This is a genomic window from Actinophytocola glycyrrhizae (assembly GCF_042653545.1).
Taxonomy (GTDB): domain Bacteria; phylum Actinomycetota; class Actinomycetes; order Mycobacteriales; family Pseudonocardiaceae; genus Actinophytocola; species Actinophytocola glycyrrhizae.
The window spans coordinates 568,473-587,278 of record NZ_JBHSIS010000007.1; the positions used below are offsets into that span (position 1 = coordinate 568,473).

4 protein-coding genes are annotated in these 18,806 nt (G+C 72.3%); 3 read left to right on the top strand and 1 reads right to left on the bottom strand.

The genetic code is table 11. From position 1 onward, the window contains the following. Positions 1 to 29 precede the first annotated feature (29 nt). Positions 30 to 15,032 carry an SDR family NAD(P)-dependent oxidoreductase gene (locus tag ACFPCV_RS18440; protein WP_465251565.1) on the top strand — a complete coding sequence of 5,001 codons (15,003 nt, stop codon included), beginning with the start codon at positions 30 to 32 and terminating at the stop codon, positions 15,030 to 15,032. A 158-nt stretch (positions 15,033 to 15,190) separates the two neighbouring features. Here ACFPCV_RS18440 and ACFPCV_RS18445 read toward each other — a convergent pair whose 3' ends face one another. Beyond that, on the bottom strand, positions 15,191 to 15,691 hold the full coding sequence (locus ACFPCV_RS18445) for an SRPBCC family protein (protein ID WP_378057441.1): 501 nt from the start codon (positions 15,689 to 15,691) through the stop codon (positions 15,191 to 15,193). A gap of 170 nt (positions 15,692 to 15,861) precedes the next feature. On the opposite strand from ACFPCV_RS18445, the gene ACFPCV_RS18450 reads away from it, so the two are divergent. Together ACFPCV_RS18450 and ACFPCV_RS18455 are read left to right on the top strand one after the other, a co-directional pair. Continuing rightward, the gene (locus ACFPCV_RS18450) at positions 15,862 to 16,341 is read left to right on the top strand and encodes a hypothetical protein (protein ID WP_378057442.1); all 480 of its coding nucleotides are present in this window, start codon (positions 15,862 to 15,864) and stop codon (positions 16,339 to 16,341) included. A 224-nt stretch (positions 16,342 to 16,565) separates the two neighbouring features. Next, complete coding sequence (locus tag ACFPCV_RS18455) at positions 16,566 to 18,791, top strand: MMPL family transporter (RefSeq protein ID WP_378057443.1); 2,226 nt, start codon at positions 16,566 to 16,568, stop codon at positions 18,789 to 18,791. Positions 18,792 to 18,806 lie beyond the last annotated feature (15 nt).

The window sequence follows — 18,806 nt, forward strand, 5'->3', positions numbered from 1 at the left end:
GGCTGAGCACCCCGATCGAGGAGACCGCAGTGGCGGACGAAGAGAAGTACCTGGCCTACCTCAAAAGGGCGACGGCCGAGCTGCGTGAGGCCCGCCGCCGCCTGACCGAGGTCGAGGACAAGGCCCGCGAGCCCATCGCGATCGTCGGCATGGGCTGCCGGTTCCCCGGCGGGGTGTCCACACCGGACGAACTGTGGGAGCTGGTGTCGGCCGGCCGGTCGGGGGTCACGGAGTTCCCGGCCGACCGCGGCTGGGACACCGACGGGCTGTACGACCCGGACCCGGAGGCGGCAGGCAAGACCTACACCCGCCACGGCGGTTTCCTGCACGACGCGGGGCGCTTCGACGCGGAGTTCTTCGGGATCAGCCCGCGCGAGGCGGCGACCATGGACCCCCAGCAGCGGCTGCTGCTGGAGACGTCCTGGGAGGCGCTCGAGCGCGGCGGCATCGACCCGGTCGCCCTGCACGGCAGCAAGACCGGGGTGTTCGTCGGCGTCATGTGCCACGACTACCTGCCCTCGCTCGCCGAGCTGCCCGATGGCACGGAAGGCTTCTGGGGCACCGGCACGGCAGCGAGTGTCGCGTCGGGACGGATCGCCTACCTGCTCGGTCTGGAAGGGCCCGCGGTCACGCTGGACACGGCGTGCTCGTCGTCGCTCGTCGCGCTGCACCTGGCGGTGCAGGCGCTGCGGAACGGCGAGTGCGACCTGGCGCTGGCCGGCGGCGCGACCGTGATGGCCAAGCCGGACACGTTCGTCGAGTTCTCCCGTCAGGGCGGGCTGTCCGCGGACGGGACGTGCAAGTCCTTCGCCGAGGCAGCGGACGGCACCGGCTGGGGCGAGGGCGCCGCGGTGCTCGCCGTCGAGCGGCTGTCGGACGCGCTTCGGCTCGGGCACCCGGTGCTGGCGGTGGTGCGCGGGTCGGCGGTGAACCAGGACGGCGCGTCGAACGGGCTGACCGCCCCGAACGGGCCCGCACAGCGCAGGGTGATCACGCAAGCGCTTGCGGCGGCCGGGCTCGCGGCGTCCGAGGTGGACGTCGTGGAGGCGCACGGCACCGGCACCCGGCTCGGTGACCCGATCGAGGCGGGTGCCCTCCTCCAGACCTACGGGCAGGGCAGGCCGGCCGACCGTCCACTGTGGCTCGGTTCGGTCAAGTCGAACCTCGGGCACACGCAGGCCGCGGCCGGTGCGGCCGGGGTGATGAAGCTCGTGCTGGCGATGCGGCACGGACAGCTGCCGCCGACGCTGAACGTCGACGCGCCGAGCTCGCGGATCGACTGGGACTCCGGGGCGGTGCGGCTGCTGACCGAGCCGCGGCCCTGGCCCACCGGGGACGCGCCGCGACGGGCCGGGGTGTCGTCGTTCGGGATCAGCGGCACGAACGCGCACGTGGTCATCGAGGAGGCCCCCGCCCTCGAGGTGATCGAGGAGGCCGTCGCGCCGCCGGTCGTGCCGTGGGTGCTGTCGGCGAAGACCGAGGACGCGCTGCGGGACCAGGTCGCGCGGCTGTCCGGGGTGGCCGCGTCACCGGTGGACGTCGGGTTCTCGCTGGCGACGACACGGGCACGGTTCGACCACCGGGCCGTGCTGGTGGACGGTGCCGAGGTCGCCGCGGGTGCCGTGGTGCCGGGCAAACTGGCCGTGTTGTTCACCGGTCAGGGTGCGCAGCGGGCCGGGATGGGGCAGCGGCTGTACGAGTCGTTCCCGGTGTTCGCGGCGGCGTTCGACGAGGTGCTGTCGCATTTCGACGCGGGTCTTCGGGACGTGATCGCCTCTGGTGAGGGTCTCGACGAGACCGGGAACACGCAGCCCGCGTTGTTCGCGTTCGAGGTGGCGTTGTTCCGGTTGCTGGAGTCGTGGGGTGTGAAGCCCGACTACCTGGCTGGGCATTCGATCGGTGAGTTGGCGGCGGCGCATGTCGCTGGGGTGTGGTCGCTTGCGGACGCGTGCAGGGTGGTGTCCGCGCGTGGTCGGTTGATGCAGGCGCTTCCGTGTGGTGGCGCGATGATCGCGATTCAGGCGACCGAGGAGGAGGTCACTCCGCACCTGACCGACGCTGTCGGGATCGCGGCGATCAACGGGCCGCGGTCGGTGGTGATCTCGGGTGAGGAAGCGGCGGCCGAGGCGGTTGCCGCGGTGTTCGCGGACCGCAAGACCAAGCGGTTGTCGGTGTCGCATGCGTTCCACTCGCCGCTGATGGATCCGATGCTGGACGAGTTCCGTGCGGTCGCGTCGGGTGTGACCTATCACGAGCCGACGATTCCGATCGTGGGTGCTGAGCGGACGGACCCGGAGTACTGGGTGCGGCACGTGCGTGGCACGGTCCGGTTCGCCGACAACGTGTCGACGTTGACCGAGCAGGGTGTGGCCACGTTCGTGGAGGTCGGCCCGGACGCGGTGCTCAGTGCGATGGGCTTGGACGGCACGTTCGTTCCCACGGTGCGCAAGGACCGCGACGAGGCACAGACCGTGGTCGCCGCAGTCGGCACGGCGTGGACACGCGGCGCCGACGTCGACTGGACCGCGCTGCTCCCGGGTGGCAGGCAGGTCGAGCTGCCCACCTACGCCTTCCAGCACAAGAACTACTGGCTCGTCCCCGCCACCGGCAGCGACGTCAGCTCCGCCGGGCTCAACCCCGCCCGCCACCCGCTGCTCGGCGCCGTCATCACGCTCGCCAACGGCGACGGGACCGCCATGACCGGCCGCCTGTCGCGGCACTCGCAGGCGTGGCTCGCCGACCACGCCGTCCGCGGCACCGTGCTCGTGCCGGGGACCGCGTTCGTCGAGCTGGCGCTGCGGGCCGGGCTCGAGGCGGGCTGTGAGCACCTCGACGACCTGACCATGGAAAGCCCGCTGCTGCTGCCGGAACAGGGCGCGGTGCGGCTGCACGTGATCGTGTCGCCCGCCGACGACACCGGCAGGCGCGCGGTCTCCATCCACTCCCAGCCCGACAGTGAGCTCGGCGAGGACACCGAGTGGACCCGGCACGCCACCGGCACCCTGTCGGCCACCCCCGTCGCGGTCGCGCGGCCCGGCACCGCGTGGCCACCGGCCGGGGCGGAACCCGTCGACCTGTCGACGTTCTACGAGACGCTGGCCGGGTCCGGCTACGACTACGGCCCGGTGTTCCAGGGACTGCGGGCCGCGTGGCGGTCCGGCGACCAGGTGTACGCCGAGGTCGAGCTGCCGGAGCAGGCCCGCGCCGACGCCGACCGGTTCGGCGTGCACCCGGCGCTGCTCGACGCGGCACTGCACGCCATCGCGCTCGGCGACTTCGTCGACGGCGATGGCACGCTGCCGTTCAGCTGGACCGACGTGTCGCTCACCGCGACCGGCGCCACCACCGCCCGCGTCCACATCGGACCCGCCGGGCAGGACACCGTCACGCTGACCGTGCTCGACGGCACCGGTGCGCCGATCGCGGCGATCGGGTCGCTGCTGCTGCGTCCCGTGTCCGCCGAACAGCTCACCGGCACCACGAACTCCCTGTACGGGCTGGACTGGGTCCGCGTCACCGGCGTGCGGCCGGCCGAGGACCTGCCCGCCGTGGCCCTCGCCCCGGCCGGTGCCACCGCGCTGGAAGCCGCGACCTGGGCACTCACCACGATCCAGGAGGCCGGCGAGCGGGCGGTGCTCGTCACCCGCGGCGCTGTCGACCCCGGCGGCGCGGTCACGGACGTGGCCGCCGCCGCGGTGTGGGGTCTCGTGCGTGCCGCCCAGACGGAGTACCCGGACCGGTTCGTCCTCGTCGACGTGGACGTGGACGTGGACGAGTCGGCGGTCCCGCTCGCGCTCGGTGCGGGCGAGCCGCAGGCGGTGGTCCGTGGCGGCGAGGTGTTCGTGCCGCGCCTGGCCAGGCTCGCGAGCCAGGGCGGCACGGTCGACCCGGCCGGCACCGTGCTGATCACCGGCGGCACCGGTGGCCTCGGTGGGCTGCTGGCCCGCCATCTCGTGACGGCACACGGTGTCCGGCGCCTCGTGCTGGCCAGCCGTCGCGGCGGTGCTGTCGAGGGCGCCACCGAGCTGGCCGCCGAACTCACCGAACTGGGTGCCACGGTCACGGTCGCCGCGTGCGACGTCGCCGACCGGGACGCGCTCGCCGCGCTGCTGTCCGGGATCCCGGACCTGACGGGTGTCGTGCACGCGGCCGGTGTGCTCGACGACGGCGTGCTCGAAACGCTGACCCCCGAACGGCTCGCCACCGTGCTGCGCGCCAAGGTGGACGCGGCGGTCAACCTGCACGAACTCACCTCCGGCCTGTCGCTGTTCGCGCTGTTCTCCTCCGCGGCGGGGGTCTTCGGCAGCGCGGGGCAGGCCAACTACGCCGCCGCGAACGCCGTGCTCGACGCGCTCGCGCAGCAGCGCCGCGCCGCCGGGCTGCCCGCCGTGTCGATGGCCTGGGGCCTGTGGGACAGCGGGATGCGCGACCAGCTCGACGCCGCCGACCTGGCGCGGCTGTCCCGCGCCGGCTTCGGCGCGCTGTCCGCTGAGGACGGTCTGGCGCTGTTCGACGCGGCCATCGGCGCGGACCGTGCGCTCACCGTGCCGGTCAAGCTCGACCTGGCCGGACTGCGCAGGTCCGGCGCCGACATCCCGCCGCTGCTGCGTGGCCTCGTGCGCGCACCGGCCCGGCGGGCCGCCGCCTCCGCCGGTGGTGACGGGCTCGCGCAGCGCCTCGCGCGGCTGGGTGAGCCAGAGCAGCGCGCGCTGCTGCTGGACGTCGTGCGCGAGCACGTGGCCGCGGTGCTCGGCCACAGCTCGTCCGACGCGATCACCGGTGCGCAGGCGTTCAAGGAACTGGGTTTCGACTCGCTGACCGCCGTCGAGCTGCGCAACCGGCTCAACACGGCGACCGGGCTGAGGCTGCCCGCCACGCTCGTGTTCGACTACCCGAGCCCGCTCGCGGTCGTCGACCACCTGCGTGCCGAGCTGGCTCCCTCCGGCGGCCCGCTCGCGGCCGCGACCGCGCCGGTCGTGGCCAGCACCGACGAACCCATCGCGATCGTCGGACTGGGCTGCCGGTTCCCCGGCGGGGTGTCCACACCGGACGAACTGTGGGACCTCGTCGCCACCGGCCGGTCCGGGGTGTCCGAGTTCCCCGCCGACCGCGGCTGGGACCTCGCGAACCTGTTCGACTCCGACCCCGACGCGCTCGGCAAGACCTACGCCCGCCACGGCGGGTTCGTCGACAAGCCCGACCTGTTCGACGCCGAGTTCTTCGGCATCAGCCGCCGCGAGGCCCTCGCGATGGACCCGCAGCAGCGGCTGCTGCTGGAAACCACCTGGGAGGCGCTCGAACGCGCCGGGATCGACCCGCACACGCTGCGCGGCAGCCGGACCGGGGTGTTCACCGGCCTCATGTACCGCGACTACGCGCCGAGCCTGGCCGGGTTGCCCGACGGGGTGGAAGGCTTCTGGGGCACCGGGATCGCCGCGAGTGTCGCGTCGGGCCGGATCTCCTACACCCTCGGGCTGGAAGGCCCGGCGGTCACGCTCGACACCGCGTGCTCGTCGTCGCTCGTCGCCATGCACCTGGCCGCGCAGGCACTGCGGTCAGGGGAGTGCTCGCTCGCGCTCGCCGGTGGCGTCACGGTCATGGCGAGCCCCGACACGTTCGTCGAGTTCTCCCGCCAGCGCGGCCTCGCCGCCGACGGCCGGTGCAAGGCGTTCGGCTCCGGTGCCGACGGCACGGTGTGGGGCGAGGGCGCGGGCATCATCGTGCTGGAGCGGCTGTCCGACGCGCGACGCAACGGGCACCCCGTGCTCGCGGTGGTCCGCGGGTCGGCCGTGAACCAGGACGGTGCCTCCAACGGGCTGACCGCGCCGAACGGGCCGTCGCAGCAGCGGGTCATCACGCAAGCGCTTGCGCAGGCCGGGCTCGGCACGTCCGACGTGGACGTCGTGGAGGCACACGGCACCGGCACCGCGCTCGGCGACCCGATCGAGGCGCAGGCCCTGATCGCCACGTACGGCCGGGAACGCGACCGTCCACTGTGGCTGGGTTCGGTCAAGTCGAACATCGGCCACACCCAGGCCGCCGCCGGTGCCGCCAGCGTGATCAAGATGGTCATGGCGTTGCGGCACGGTCGACTGCCCGCGACCCTGCACGTCGACGAGCCGACCCACCAGGTCGACTGGACCGCCGGTTCGGTCAGTCTCCTGGCCGAGCCGGTGGCGTGGGAGGCGGGCGGGCAGCCGCGCCGCGCAGGCATCTCGTCGTTCGGCATCAGCGGCACCAACGCGCACGTCGTCATCGAGGAACCACCGGCGCAGGAGCCGGTGTCGCGCACCGGCCTGCCCGCCGTGCCGTGGATCGTGTCCGCCAGGACCGAAACCGCGCTGCGGGAGCAGGTCACCCGGCTGTCGCGAGTGGACGGTGACCCGGCCGACGTCGGGTACACCCTTGCCACCCGGCGGGCCAGGTTCGACCACCGCGCCGTTCTGATCGACGGTGCCGAGGTCGCCACCGGCACCGTCGGCGGGCGCATGGCGTTCCTGTTCACGGGTCAGGGTGCGCAGCGGGCCGGGATGGGGCAGCGGCTGTACGAGTCGTTCCCGGTGTTCGCGGCGGTGTTCGACGAGGTGCTGTCGCATTTCGACGCGGGTCTTCGGGACGTGATCGCCTCTGGTGAGGGGCTTGACGACACGGGTAACACGCAGCCCGCGTTGTTCGCGTTCGAGGTGGCGTTGTTCCGGTTGCTGGAGTCGTGGGGTGTCAGGCCGGACTACCTGGCCGGGCATTCGATCGGTGAGCTGGCGGCCGCGCACGTGGCCGGGGTGTGGTCGCTGGAGGACGCGTGCACGGTCGTGGCCGCGCGGGGACGGTTGATGCAGGCGCTTCCTCGTGGTGGCTCGATGATCGCGATTCAGGCGACCGAGGAGGAGATCGCCCCGCACCTGACCCACGCTGTCGGGATCGCGGCGATCAACGGGCCACGGTCGGTCGTGATCTCCGGTGACGCGGAGGCGGCGGAAGCCATTGCGGCGCGGTTCGCGGACCGCAAGACCAAGCGGCTCACGGTGTCGCACGCGTTCCACTCGCCGCTGATGGACCCGATGCTGGACGAGTTCCGGGCCGTCGCGGAGAGCGTGACCTACCACGAGCCGACGATCCAGATCGTGGGTGCCGAGCCGACCGATCCCGAGTACTGGGTGCGGCACGTCCGTGGCACGGTCCGGTTCGCCGACAACGTGGCCGCGTTGACCGAGCAGGGTGTGGCCACGTTCGTGGAGGTCGGGCCGGACGCGGTGCTCAGTGCGATGGGCTTGGACGGCACGTTCGTTCCCACGCTGCGCAAGGACCGCGACGAGGCACAGACCGTGGTCGCCGCAGTCGGCACCGCGTGGACACGCGGCGCCGACGTCGACTGGACCGCGTTGTTCGGCGGCGGTGCGCACGTCGACCTGCCCACCTACCCGTTCCAGCGCGAGTCCTACTGGCTGCGCCCCACCGCGGGGAACGTCCTCGCCGCCGGGATCGACCCGGCCGGGCACCCGCTGCTCGGCGCCGCCGTGCCACTCGCCGACGGCGACGGCCTCATCCTCACCGGCCGCCTCTCCACCCAGACCCACCCGTGGCTCGCGGACCACGCCGTCATGGGCACCGTCCTCGTCCCCGGCACCGCCCTCGTCGAACTGGCACTGCAGGCCGGTGACCGCGTCGGCTGCGACGTCGTCGAGGAACTGACGCTCCAGGCGCCGCTGGTCCTGCCCGAGGGCGGCGCCGTCGTCATCCAGGTGACGGTCGGCGCCGACCGGGCCGTGGCGATCCACTCCCGCCCCGAGGGCGGCGACTGGACCCAGCACGCCACCGGCACCCTCGGCACCGGCGCCCGCACGTCCACAGTGGACCTGGCCGCCTGGCCACCTGCCGGGGCGGAACCCGTGTCCACCACCGACGTCTACGACAAGGCCGCGGAACTCGGCCTCGAGTACGGGCCGGTCTTCCAGGGGCTGCAGTCGGTCTGGCGACGCGGCACCGAGGTCTTCGCCGAGGTCGCGCTCGCCGACGAACAGCACGCCGACGCCGCGAAGTTCGGGCTGCACCCGGCCCTGCTCGACGCCGCGCTGCACGCCCTGTTCGCAGGCAGCACCGAGCAGCAGGCCCGCCTGCCGTTCGGGTGGCACACCGTCACCCTCGCCGCGCGCGGCGCGACGAGGCTCCGCATCCGGATCACCCCGGCGGGCGACGACGCCATCGGCATCGAAGCCGCCGACAACACCGGGACCCCGGTCGCGTCCGTCGGCAGGCTGTCACTGCTGCCGGTCACCAGGGACCAGATCAGGGTGAACCGCCCGAGGTTCGGCGTCGACTGGACCCCGGTGGCACTCGCCGCCGTCGACGACGTGGCCGTCACCGCCCAGCAGGTCGCCACCGCACACGACGCGCTCGCCGCCATCCAGTCCTGGCTCGCCGACGAACACCCCGAGAACGCACGGCTCGTGCTCGTCACCACCGGCGCCGTCGGGGTCACCCCGGCCGAACGCATCGGCAACCTCGACGCGGCCGCCGTCTGGGGCCTGGTCAGGTCCGCCCAGTCCGAGCACCCCGACCGGTTCGTGCTCCTCGACGGCGACGACAGCCTCGCGTCGGCGGTCGCGGCCTCCGGCGAGACGCAGATCGCCGTCCGCGACGGGCAGACCTACGCGCCCCGCCTGGTGCGCGTGCAGGACACGTCGGCACCGCCCACCCTCGACGGCACCGTCCTGGTCACCGGCGGCACCGGCGGCCTCGGCGCGCTGCTGGCCCGCCACCTCGTCACCACCCACGACGTCCGCCGCCTCGTGCTGGTGAGCCGCCGGGGCACGAAGGCGAACGGTGCCAAGGAACTGGCCGCCGAGCTGACCGAACTGGGTGCCGAGGTGCGCGTCGCCGCGTGCGACGTCACCAAGCGCGCGTCGGTCGCGAAGCTGCTGTCATCCGTTCCCGACCTCGTCGGCGTCGTGCACGCGGCCGGGGTCCTCGACGACGGCGTCATCACCGCGCTCACGCCGGAACGGCTCGACGCGGTGCTGGCACCCAAGGTCACCGCGGCCCGCCACCTGCACGAGCTGACCGGGAACCTGTCCCTGTTCGCGGTGTTCTCGTCCGCGGCCGGGGTGCTCGGCACGCCGGGCCAGGCCAACTACGCGGCCGCCAACAGCGCGCTCGACGCGCTCGCGCACGACCGGCGCGCCGCCGGGCTGCCCGCGGTCTCGATGGCGTGGGGCCTGTGGGACTCGGCCAGCGACATGACCGGCGAGCTGAGCGACACCGACCGCGCCCGGCTGAGCCGGGACGGTTTCGGCGCGCTGTCCACCGAGGACGGCCTGGCACTGTTCGACGCCGCCCTCACCGGGCGTGCGCTGGAGGTGCTGATCGACCTCGACCCGGCCGCGGTCGCCAAGGCCACCGGCACGGTCCCGCCGATCCTGCGTTCGCTCGTCCGCACCCCGGCCCGCCGCGCGGGCGGGCCGACGGGCGAGCTGGTGCGACAGCTCACCGGTCTCGCGGAGGCCGAGCAGCGGACGATCCTCCTCGACGCGGTCCGCGGGCACGTCGCCGGAGTGCTGGCGCACGGCTCACCCGAGTCGATCGCGCCCAGCCAGGCGTTCAAGGACCTCGGTTTCGACTCGCTCACCTCGGTCGAGCTGCGCAACCGCCTCAACGCCGCCACCGGCCTGCGGCTGCCCGCCACACTCGTGTTCGACCACCCGAACCCGGACAAGCTCGTCGACCACCTGCTCGCCGAGCTGGCGGGTGGCGCGAGCACCGCGGTCGTCACCACGACCACCGCGGTGTCCGACGAGCCGATCGCGATCGTCGGCATGGGCTGCCGCCTCCCCGGCGGCGTCGCCACCCCCGAGGACCTGTGGGACCTCATCGCGGGCGGGAAGTCCGGGATCTCCGAGTTCCCCGCCGACCGCGGCTGGGACCTCGCGAAGCTGTACGACCCCGACCCGGAGTCGTCGGGCACCTCGTACGTGCGGCGCGGCGGGTTCCTGCACGAGGCCGCCGAGTTCGACGCCGAGTTCTTCGGCATCAGCCCGCGCGAGGCGCTCGCGATGGACCCGCAGCAGCGGCTGCTCCTCGAAACCGCGTGGGAGGCGCTCGAACGCGCCGGGATCGACCCGCTGTCGCTGCGCGGCAGCCGGACCGGCGTGTTCGCAGGCATGATGGCGCAGGACTACGGCCGCGGCGTCGACGCGGGCCAGGCCGGGGTCGAGGGGTTCCTCGTCACCGGCATCGCCGGCAGCGTCCTGTGTGGACGGCTGTCCTACGTGCTCGGGCTGGAGGGGCCGTCCGTCACGATCGACACCGCGTGCTCGTCGTCGCTGGTGGCGTTGCACATGGCGGTCCAGGCGCTGCGGAAGGGTGAGTGCGACCTCGCGCTCGCCGGTGGCGTCACCGTGATGACCGGGCCGGAGACGTTCGTCGAGTTCTCCCGGCAGCGCGGCCTCGCGGCCGACGGGGAGATCAAGTCGTTCGCCGCCGGTGCCGACGGCACCGCGTGGGGTGAGGGCTCCGGCGTGCTCGCCGTCGAGCGGCTGTCCGACGCGCAACGCAACGGGCACCACGTGCTCGCGGTGATCCGCGGGTCCGCCGTGAACTCCGACGGCGCCTCCAACGGGCTGACCGCGCCCAACGGGCCGTCGCAGCAGCGGGTCATCGGTGCCGCGCTCGCCGCCGCCGGGCTCACCATGTCCGATGTGGACGCGGTCGAGGCGCACGGCACCGGCACCCCGCTCGGCGACCCGATCGAGGCGCAGGCCCTGATCGCCACCTACGGGCGGGACCGGGACCGGCCGCTGTGGCTGGGTTCGGTCAAGTCGAACCTCGGGCACACGCAGGCCGCGGCCGGTGCCGCCGGGGTGATCAAGATGGTGCTGGCGCTCCAGCACGGTGAGCTGCCCCCGACCAGGAACGTCGACGAGCCATCGCCCGAGGTGGACTGGGACGCGGGCACCGTGCGGCTGCTGACCGAACCCGTGCCCTGGCAGGCGAACGGGCACCCGCGCCGCGCGGGCATCTCCTCGTTCGGCATCGGCGGCACCAACGCGCACGTCGTCATCGAGGAACCACCGGCGGTGCCCGAGGCGCCGCGCACGGAGCTGCCGGTCGTGCCGTGGCTCGTGACCGCGAAGACCGAGGACGCGCTGCGCGACCAGGTCGCCCGGCTGTCCGATGTGGACGCCGACCCGCTCGACGTCGGCTACACGCTGGCCACCACGCGGGCCAGGTTCGACCACCGGTCGGTGCTGATCGACGGTGCGGAGGTCGCCACCGGCACGGTCGGCCCCGCGGGCGGGCGGCTCGCGTTCCTGTTCACGGGCCAGGGCGCGCAGCGGATCGCGATGGGCCAGGGGCTGTACGCGGCCTACCCCGCGTTCGCCGCCGCGTTCGACGAGGTCTGCGCGCACTTCGGTCCCGGGTTACGAGAGGTGATCACGTCCGGTGAGGGTTTGGATGAGACTGGGAACACGCAGCCGGCGCTCTTCGCGGTCGAGGTGGCGCTGGCTCGGTTACTGGCGTCGTGGGGTGTTCGGCCGGACGTCGTCGCCGGGCACTCGATCGGTGAGCTGGCGGCCGCCCACGTCGCGGGTGTCTGGTCGCTGGCGGACGCGGCTGCCCTCGTATCGGCGCGCGGACGACTGATGCAGGCCCTCCCGCCTGGTGGCGCGATGATCGCGATCCAGGCGACGGAGGACGAGGTGGCCCCCCTGCTCACCGACGGCGTCGGGATCGCCGCGATCAACGGGCCCAACGCCGTCGTGGTCTCCGGCGAGGAGGCCGAGGCCGAGGCCGTCGCCGCCCGTTTCGCCAAGACCAAGCGGCTCTCGGTGTCGCACGCGTTCCACTCGCCGCTGATGGAACCCATGCTGGCGGAGTTCCGTGCGGTCGCCCAGAGCGTGACCTACCACGAGCCCGTCGTCCCGATCGTCTCCTCGGACCCGACGAACCCCGAGTACTGGGTCGAGCACGTGCGTGGCACGGTCCGGTTCGCCGACGCCGTGACCGCGCTCACCGAACAGGGCGTGACGACGTTCGTCGAGCTGGGGCCGGACGGCGTGCTCACCGCCATGGGGCAGAACGTGACGCCGGAGGGTGTGTTCACGCCGACCCTGCGCAGGGACCGGGACGAGGTCCGGACACTGGGCGCCGCGCTCGGTGTGCTCGCCGTGCGCACCGACGCCGTCGACTGGGACGCGTTCTACGCGGGCACCGGCGCCAGGCGGGTGCCGTTGCCGACCTACGCCTTCCAGCACCGCACGTTCTGGCTGATGCCGGGGACCGGTGCGGGTGACGTGTCCGCCGCCGGGCTCGGTGCCGCCGGGCACCCGCTGCTCGGTGCCGTCGTGGACGTCGCAGGGGAACCGGGGCTGCTGCTGACCGGCAGGCTGTCCCGGCAGACCCACCCGTGGCTCGCCGACCACGCCGTCCTCGGCACCGTGCTCGTGCCGGGCACGGCACTGGTCGAGATGGCGCTGCACGCGGCCGGTCGTGCCGGCTGCGCCGGCATCGAGGAGCTGACGCTGCAGGCGCCGCTGGTCCTGCCGGAGCGCGACGCGGTGGTGGTCCAGGTGTCCGTGGGCGCCGAGACCGAGACCGGGCAGCGGGCGCTGACCGTCCACTCGCGACCGGAGAACGGTGGCCCGTGGACGTTGCACGGCACCGGCACGCTCGCCGAGGACGTGACGGCGGCCGAGGTGCCGCTCACCGAGTGGCCGCCGCCGGGTGCGTCCGAGGTGCCCGTCGACGGTGTCTACGACTCGCTGACCGACCTCGGGCTCGAGTACGGGCCGGTGTTCCAGGGGCTGCAGTCGGTGTGGCGGCGCGGGCGTGAGGTGTTCGCCGAGGTCGCGCTCGACGAGACCCAGGCGGAGCGGGCGGCCCGGTTCGGGATCCACCCCGCGCTGCTGGACTCCGCGTTGCACGCGCTCGTCGCAGCGGCGACCGGGGACGAGCGGCGCCTGGCGCTGCCCTTCTCGTGGCACGACGTGACGTTGGCCGCGGCGGGCGCCGCCGTGCTGCGGGTCCGGATCACCCCCGCCGGTGACGACGCGTACGCCATCCACCTCGCCGACCAGGCCGGGGCGCCGGTGGCGACCGTGGGATCGCTCGCGGTCCGGCCGGTCACCCCGGAGCAGCTCGCCGCGGCGACGCCGTCGGCGGCAGGACAGCACCTGTTCGCGCTGGACTGGGTGCCGGTCGAGGTGCCGGAGCTGCCTGCGGACGAGACCGGGGCGCGGCGGCAGCGGCGCGCCGAACGGCGCGACCGCCGGGACCGGTCGGACCGGCGGGACCGTCGGGACCGCTCCGAGCGGCGCGCGCTGCGTGCCGAACGGCGGGCCGAACGCCGCGAGACCGTGCGGCTGCCGGACAACGTGGTGGAGATCGACGCCGGTTCCGGATCGATCGCCACCGAGGCGCGGGACGTCGCGCACCGGGCGCTCGCGCTGGTGCAGGGCCGGCTGGCCGAGGGCCGGACCGAGCCGCTGGTGCTGGTCACCGAAGGTGCGGTCGCGGTGGGGGACGGCGATGTCGACCCGGCAGCCGCCGCGGTGTGGGGTCTGGTGCGTACCGCCCAGTCCGAGCACCCGGACCGGTTCGTGCTCGTCGACACCGACGACCTGCCGGAGTCCAGGGAGGTGCTCGCGGCCGCGGTCGCCACCGGGGAGACCCAGCTCGCCATCCGGGCGGGCGAGGTGTTCACGCCCCGGCTGGTCCGCGCGACGCCGGGATTCGTGCCCGCCGCGCTCGACGGCACGGTGCTGGTCACCGGTGGTACCAGCGGGCTCGGTGCCCTGGTCGCCCGGCATCTGGTGACCGCACGCGGCGTGCGGCACCTGCTGCTGCTGAGCAGGCGTGGCCCGGCCGCGGCCGGTGTCGAGGCGTTGACGGCGGAGCTGTCCGAGCTGGGCGCCACCGTGACGGTGAAGGCGTGTGACGTCACCGACCGGGCCGCTCTCGCCGAGGTGATCGGCGCGATCCCGGCCGAGCACCCGCTGACCGGGGTGGTGCACTCCGCCGGGGTGCTCGACGACGGGACCGTCGACGCGCTCACCCCGGAGCGGGTGGACCGGGTCATGCGCCCGAAGGTCGACGCGGCGGTGCACCTGCACGAGCTGACGACCGACCTGTCGTTGTTCGTGGTGTTCTCGTCGGTGGCCGGGGTGCTCGGCGGACCGGGGCAGGCGAACTACGCGGCGGCCAACGCGGTGCTGGACTCGCTCGCGCACCACCGGCGGGCACAGGGACTGCCTGCGCTGTCGCTCGCGTGGGGCCTGTGGGACCAGGCCAGCGACATGACCGGTGAGCTGTCGGAGACGGACCTCGCACGGCTCAACCGCAACGGGTTCGGTGCCCTGTCCACCGAGGAGGGCCTGGCACTGTTCGACGCGGCCTGCGGGCTGGACACCGCGGTCGCGGTGCCGGTGAAGTTGGACCCGGCCGGGTTGCGGCGCTCCGGCACCGACCTGCCGCTGCTGCGCGGGCTGGTGCGGGTGCCCGCCCGGCGCGCGGGACGGTCGGACGGTGCTGCCCTGGTCAGCAGGCTCGGCGGGTTGCCGGTCGAGGAGCGGCTGCCCGCGGTGCTCGACCTGGTGCGTGCCCAGGTGGCCACCGTGCTCGCGCACGGGTCGGCGGCCGCCGTCGCGCCGGGACAGGCGTTCAAGGAACTGGGCTTCGACTCGCTGACCGCGGTCGAGCTGCGGAACCGGATCAACACGGTGACCGGCCTGTCGTTGTCCGCCACGTTGGTGTTCGACTACCCGAACCCGGAGGCGCTCGCCGGGCACGTGCTCGCCGCCCTGCTGCCGGACCCGGACGCCGCCGCCCCGGAGATCGACGAGGACGCGTTGCGCCGGACACTTGCCTCCGTGCCGGTTTCCCGGTTCCGGGAGGCCGGGGTGCTCGACGCTCTGCTGAGCCTGGTGTCCTCCGTGGAGGAGCCGTCGGCCGAACCTGCCGAGGATCTGGACAGCCTGGACGTGGACGACCTGGTGAAGAGGGCCCTGGCCGGACGTTCGTCGCAACGCAAGGCCTCGTAGGCCTCGGGGTGGCTTGACTGCCCTGAAAGGCGCGTTTAGGGCGCTCCGCGCCCTAAACGCGCCTTTCAGGGCATTGAGCCGGGATCCAAGCAGCAACGGGAAAGGCCGGCAGGCGCGAAGCGCCTGCCGGCCTGATGTAAGGGCTGCCGGAGTCTCTGCTAGGCAGTGCTGACCTGCGCGTGTTCCTTCTCCGCGTGGGCCTTCAGGTTCAGCAGCTGCTTGCGCATCATGATCATGTCGATCAGGCCGAGCGGCCTGCCGATGAAGCCGGGCCCGTTGAACACCGCCCTGGCGATCAGGCGGGTGCCGTTGCCTTCCGGGCGGACCGCGTACGTCGTCGCGACGCGGGCGTTGCGGATGGTCACGTGGTTGTCGCGTTCGAAGGAGGCCAGGGTGAACAGGCGCATGAACTGCTGGCCCACCTCCAGGTCCACCAGTTCCGGTGTGCGGACCGGCGGGCTCTTCTTGCCGAAGTTGTCCAGATAGTCGTAACTGTAGGGCGCGAGCCTGATCTGGCACAGCCAGGCCCACATCAGCGACGGCGGTGCGTCGACGGACACGGCTCTGTCAGCCGCCAGCCCGTCCGGAAAAATCTCGTCACAGGGCAGCTTCGCGGCACGTTCCTCTGCCGTGGCGCCCCACACCTCTCCCGGGTACATGGCGTGAGTGTGACATTCTCCCTATATCACGTCATGGGGCCTCTTGTGTATTTCGGGTGTGCGGTTACCGGGTGGTTACCGGCTTGACTGGCCGGGTCGCATCGGTTACCCATTAGTGGCGGAGAAATGCGACACTACTCGTGTCGGCACAGGAGAACCGGAGGTGCGTCATGACGGGCGCGAAAAGCTGGTGGACCAGTCCGGCCCGGCATTTCATCCAGCACCTGCTGGAGATGACCGCCGCCATGTTCATCGGCATGGGGGTGCTCGCCATGCCCGCGCGCCTGCTGTGGGAGGCGCTCGGCTGGGACTTCATGATCGAGAACCTGGTGGCGCGGACGCTCGTCATGGCCACCAACATGACGATCGGCATGGTGCTGTGGATGCGGTTCCGCGGCCACCGGTGGTTGCCCATCGCCGAGATGAGCCTGGCCATGTACCTGCCGTTCGTGCTCATGTACCCGTTCTACTTCGGCGGGATGGTCGGCACGACCGGGGTCATGGTCGTCGGGCACGTGCTGATGGTGCCCGCCATGGCGGTGGTGATGCTCTTCCGCGTCGACGAGTACACCGTCGACCACAGCAGGCACAGGCGCCGGGGGCGCGACGAGCCGGCGGTCAAGGAGCTGGCTGTGCAGCCGGAGGGCTGAAACACCCCTGAACCCCGTGCCCGGCATTCGACGGAATGCCGGGCACGGTCGTGTCCGGGAATTGTTCAGAATGCGATCATGAACCATTAACGGGTCCCATGTGAAGAACTCATGTTCTGTCCGCGCACTGACTCACGAAAGAGTGACTGCACGTTGACTCTGCGATATCCCGGCTGGGAGCGTTGAGTCACCCACTCCCGAACTTCGTCAGGGGCGCAGCTGTCATGTTCACTGCCATTGGGCGCTTCGCCGCCACCCGCGCCCGCGGGATCCTTGTCGTGGCCCTGCTCGCACTGATCGCGGCCGGTGCGGTGGGTTTCACCGTCTTCAGCAAGCTGAAGCCGGACGGGTTCGCTGATCCCGCGGCCGAGTCGTCGAAGGTCCAGGAGGCCATCGACGACGAGTTCGGTGGGCAGGTCGACGTCGTCGTGATGGTGTCCACCAAGGCAGGCACGGTCGATGACGAGCTCGTGCGCGGCCCGGCCGCCGACCTGGCGGAGCGGATCGGCGACGATCCCGCCGTCACCGAGGCGGTGTCCTACTGGGGGACCGGCGCGCCCAGCCTGAAGTCGGAGGACGGCAAGCACGGCATGATCGCCATCAAGCTCGACGGCGACGACATCACCGCGACCGAGGAGTTCGCGGAACGGTACGCGGACGCCTCGACCGACGCCTACGACGTGCACTTCGGTGGCCCGAAGATGATGTCGGTCGACAGCCGCACCCAGGTCGGCAAGGACCTGGCGCTCGCGGAGGGCATCGCGGTGCCGATCATCCTGGTGCTGCTGGTGTTCGCGTTCGGCAGCCTCGTCGCGGCGAGCCTTCCGCTGCTGATCGGCGCGGCCACGGTGTTCGGCACGTTCGCCGTACTGGCCGGGATCGCGTCCGCCACCGACGTCTCGATCTACTCGATCAACCTGACCACCGCGCTGAGCCTGGGCCTCGCCGTCGACTACGCGCTGCTGATGGTCAGCCGGTTCCGCGAGGAGCTGACCTCCGGACGGTCCATCGAGGACTCGGTGGTGCGCACCGTGCAGACCGCCGGGCGCACGATCGTGTTCAGCGCGCTCACGGTCGCGGTCGCGCTGGCCGTGCTGACCATCTTCCCGCTGTTCTTCCTGCGTTCGTTCGCCTACTCCGGCATCGGCGTCGTGCTCATCGCGATGCTCACCTCGGTCGTGATACTGCCCGCGCTGCTGAAGGTGCTGGGCTACCGGGTCAACTCGGGCAAGCTGCCGTGGTTCAAGAAGACCCCGAGCGCCGTCTCGCCGTTCTGGCGCCGGGTGGCGTCCGCGGTCACCGCGCGGCCGATCCTGTGCGCGCTGCCCGTCATCGCGGTTCTGGTCCTCGGTGCGCTGCCGGTGCTGAAGTCCGAGTTCGGCACCCCGGACGACCGGGTGCTGCCGACCTCGACACAGACCAGGACGGTCGGCGACACGCTCCGCGAGCACTTCCCCGACGACAACAGCAGGGCGATCCAGGTCGTGGTGCCCGGTGCGGTGTCACCGGAACAGGTCACCGACTACGCGACGACGCTGTCGAACCTGCCCGACGTCGCCAGGGTCGAGTCCAGTGCCGGCGTCTTCGCCGACGGCGCCAACCAGGGTGTCCCGCCGACGGCCGCCGACATGGGCAGGACCGACGTGCAGCGGCTCGCGGTGATCACCGAGGACGACGCGCGGTCGGCGAACGCGCAGGAGCTGGTGCACACCATCCGCGACACCGCGGGCCCGACCGACGCCGACCCGCAGGTCGGTGGTTCGGCCGCGGTGCTCGTCGACAGCAAGAACGCGATCGGCAGCAGGCTCCCGCTCGCCGCCGGGCTGATCGCACTGTCCACGTTCATCCTGCTGTTCCTCTTCACCGGCAGCGTGCTGCAACCCATCAGGGCGCTGGTGTTCAACGTGCTCGGCCTGTCCGCGACGATCGGCGTGCTCGTGCTGATCTTCCAGGAGGGCTGGCTTTCGGACTTCCTCGGGTTCACACCGATGCCACTGGACACGAGCATGCTGATGCTGTTCTTCTGCATCGCGTTCGGGTTGTCCATGGACTACGAGGTGTTCGTGCTCAGCCGCATCAAGGAAGGGCACGACCTCGGGCTCGACCGGCGCGCCTCGGTGGTCGACGGGCTCTCGCACACCGGTCGCATCGTGTCGACGGCCGCCGTGCTGATCGCGGTGAACTTCTTCGCGTTCGGCACCGGCGGGGTGAGCTTCCTGCAGATGTTCGGCATCGGCGCGGGGCTCGCGATCATGATCGACGCGACGTTGATCCGGGGTGTGCTCGTGCCTGCCGGCATGCGATTGCTCGGCAGGGCCGCCTGGTGGTCGCCGAAACCGTTGCGAGCACTGCACGACAAGATCGGGCTCAGTGAGTCGGCGCCACCGGAGCCGCCCGCGCCGCGCGCGGAAACCCCGGTACGGCGCGAAAAGGAGCCCGTACTCGATTGACGCGGTAATTACCGG

Coding starts and splice junctions, on each gene's coding strand:
- ACFPCV_RS18445 (WP_378057441.1), bottom strand. CDS start 15,691: ATGTACCCGGGAGAGGTGTGGGGCGCCACGGCAGAGGAACGTGCCGCG.
- ACFPCV_RS18450 (WP_378057442.1), top strand. CDS start 15,862: ATGACGGGCGCGAAAAGCTGGTGGACCAGTCCGGCCCGGCATTTCATC.
- ACFPCV_RS18455 (WP_378057443.1), top strand. CDS start 16,566: ATGTTCACTGCCATTGGGCGCTTCGCCGCCACCCGCGCCCGCGGGATC.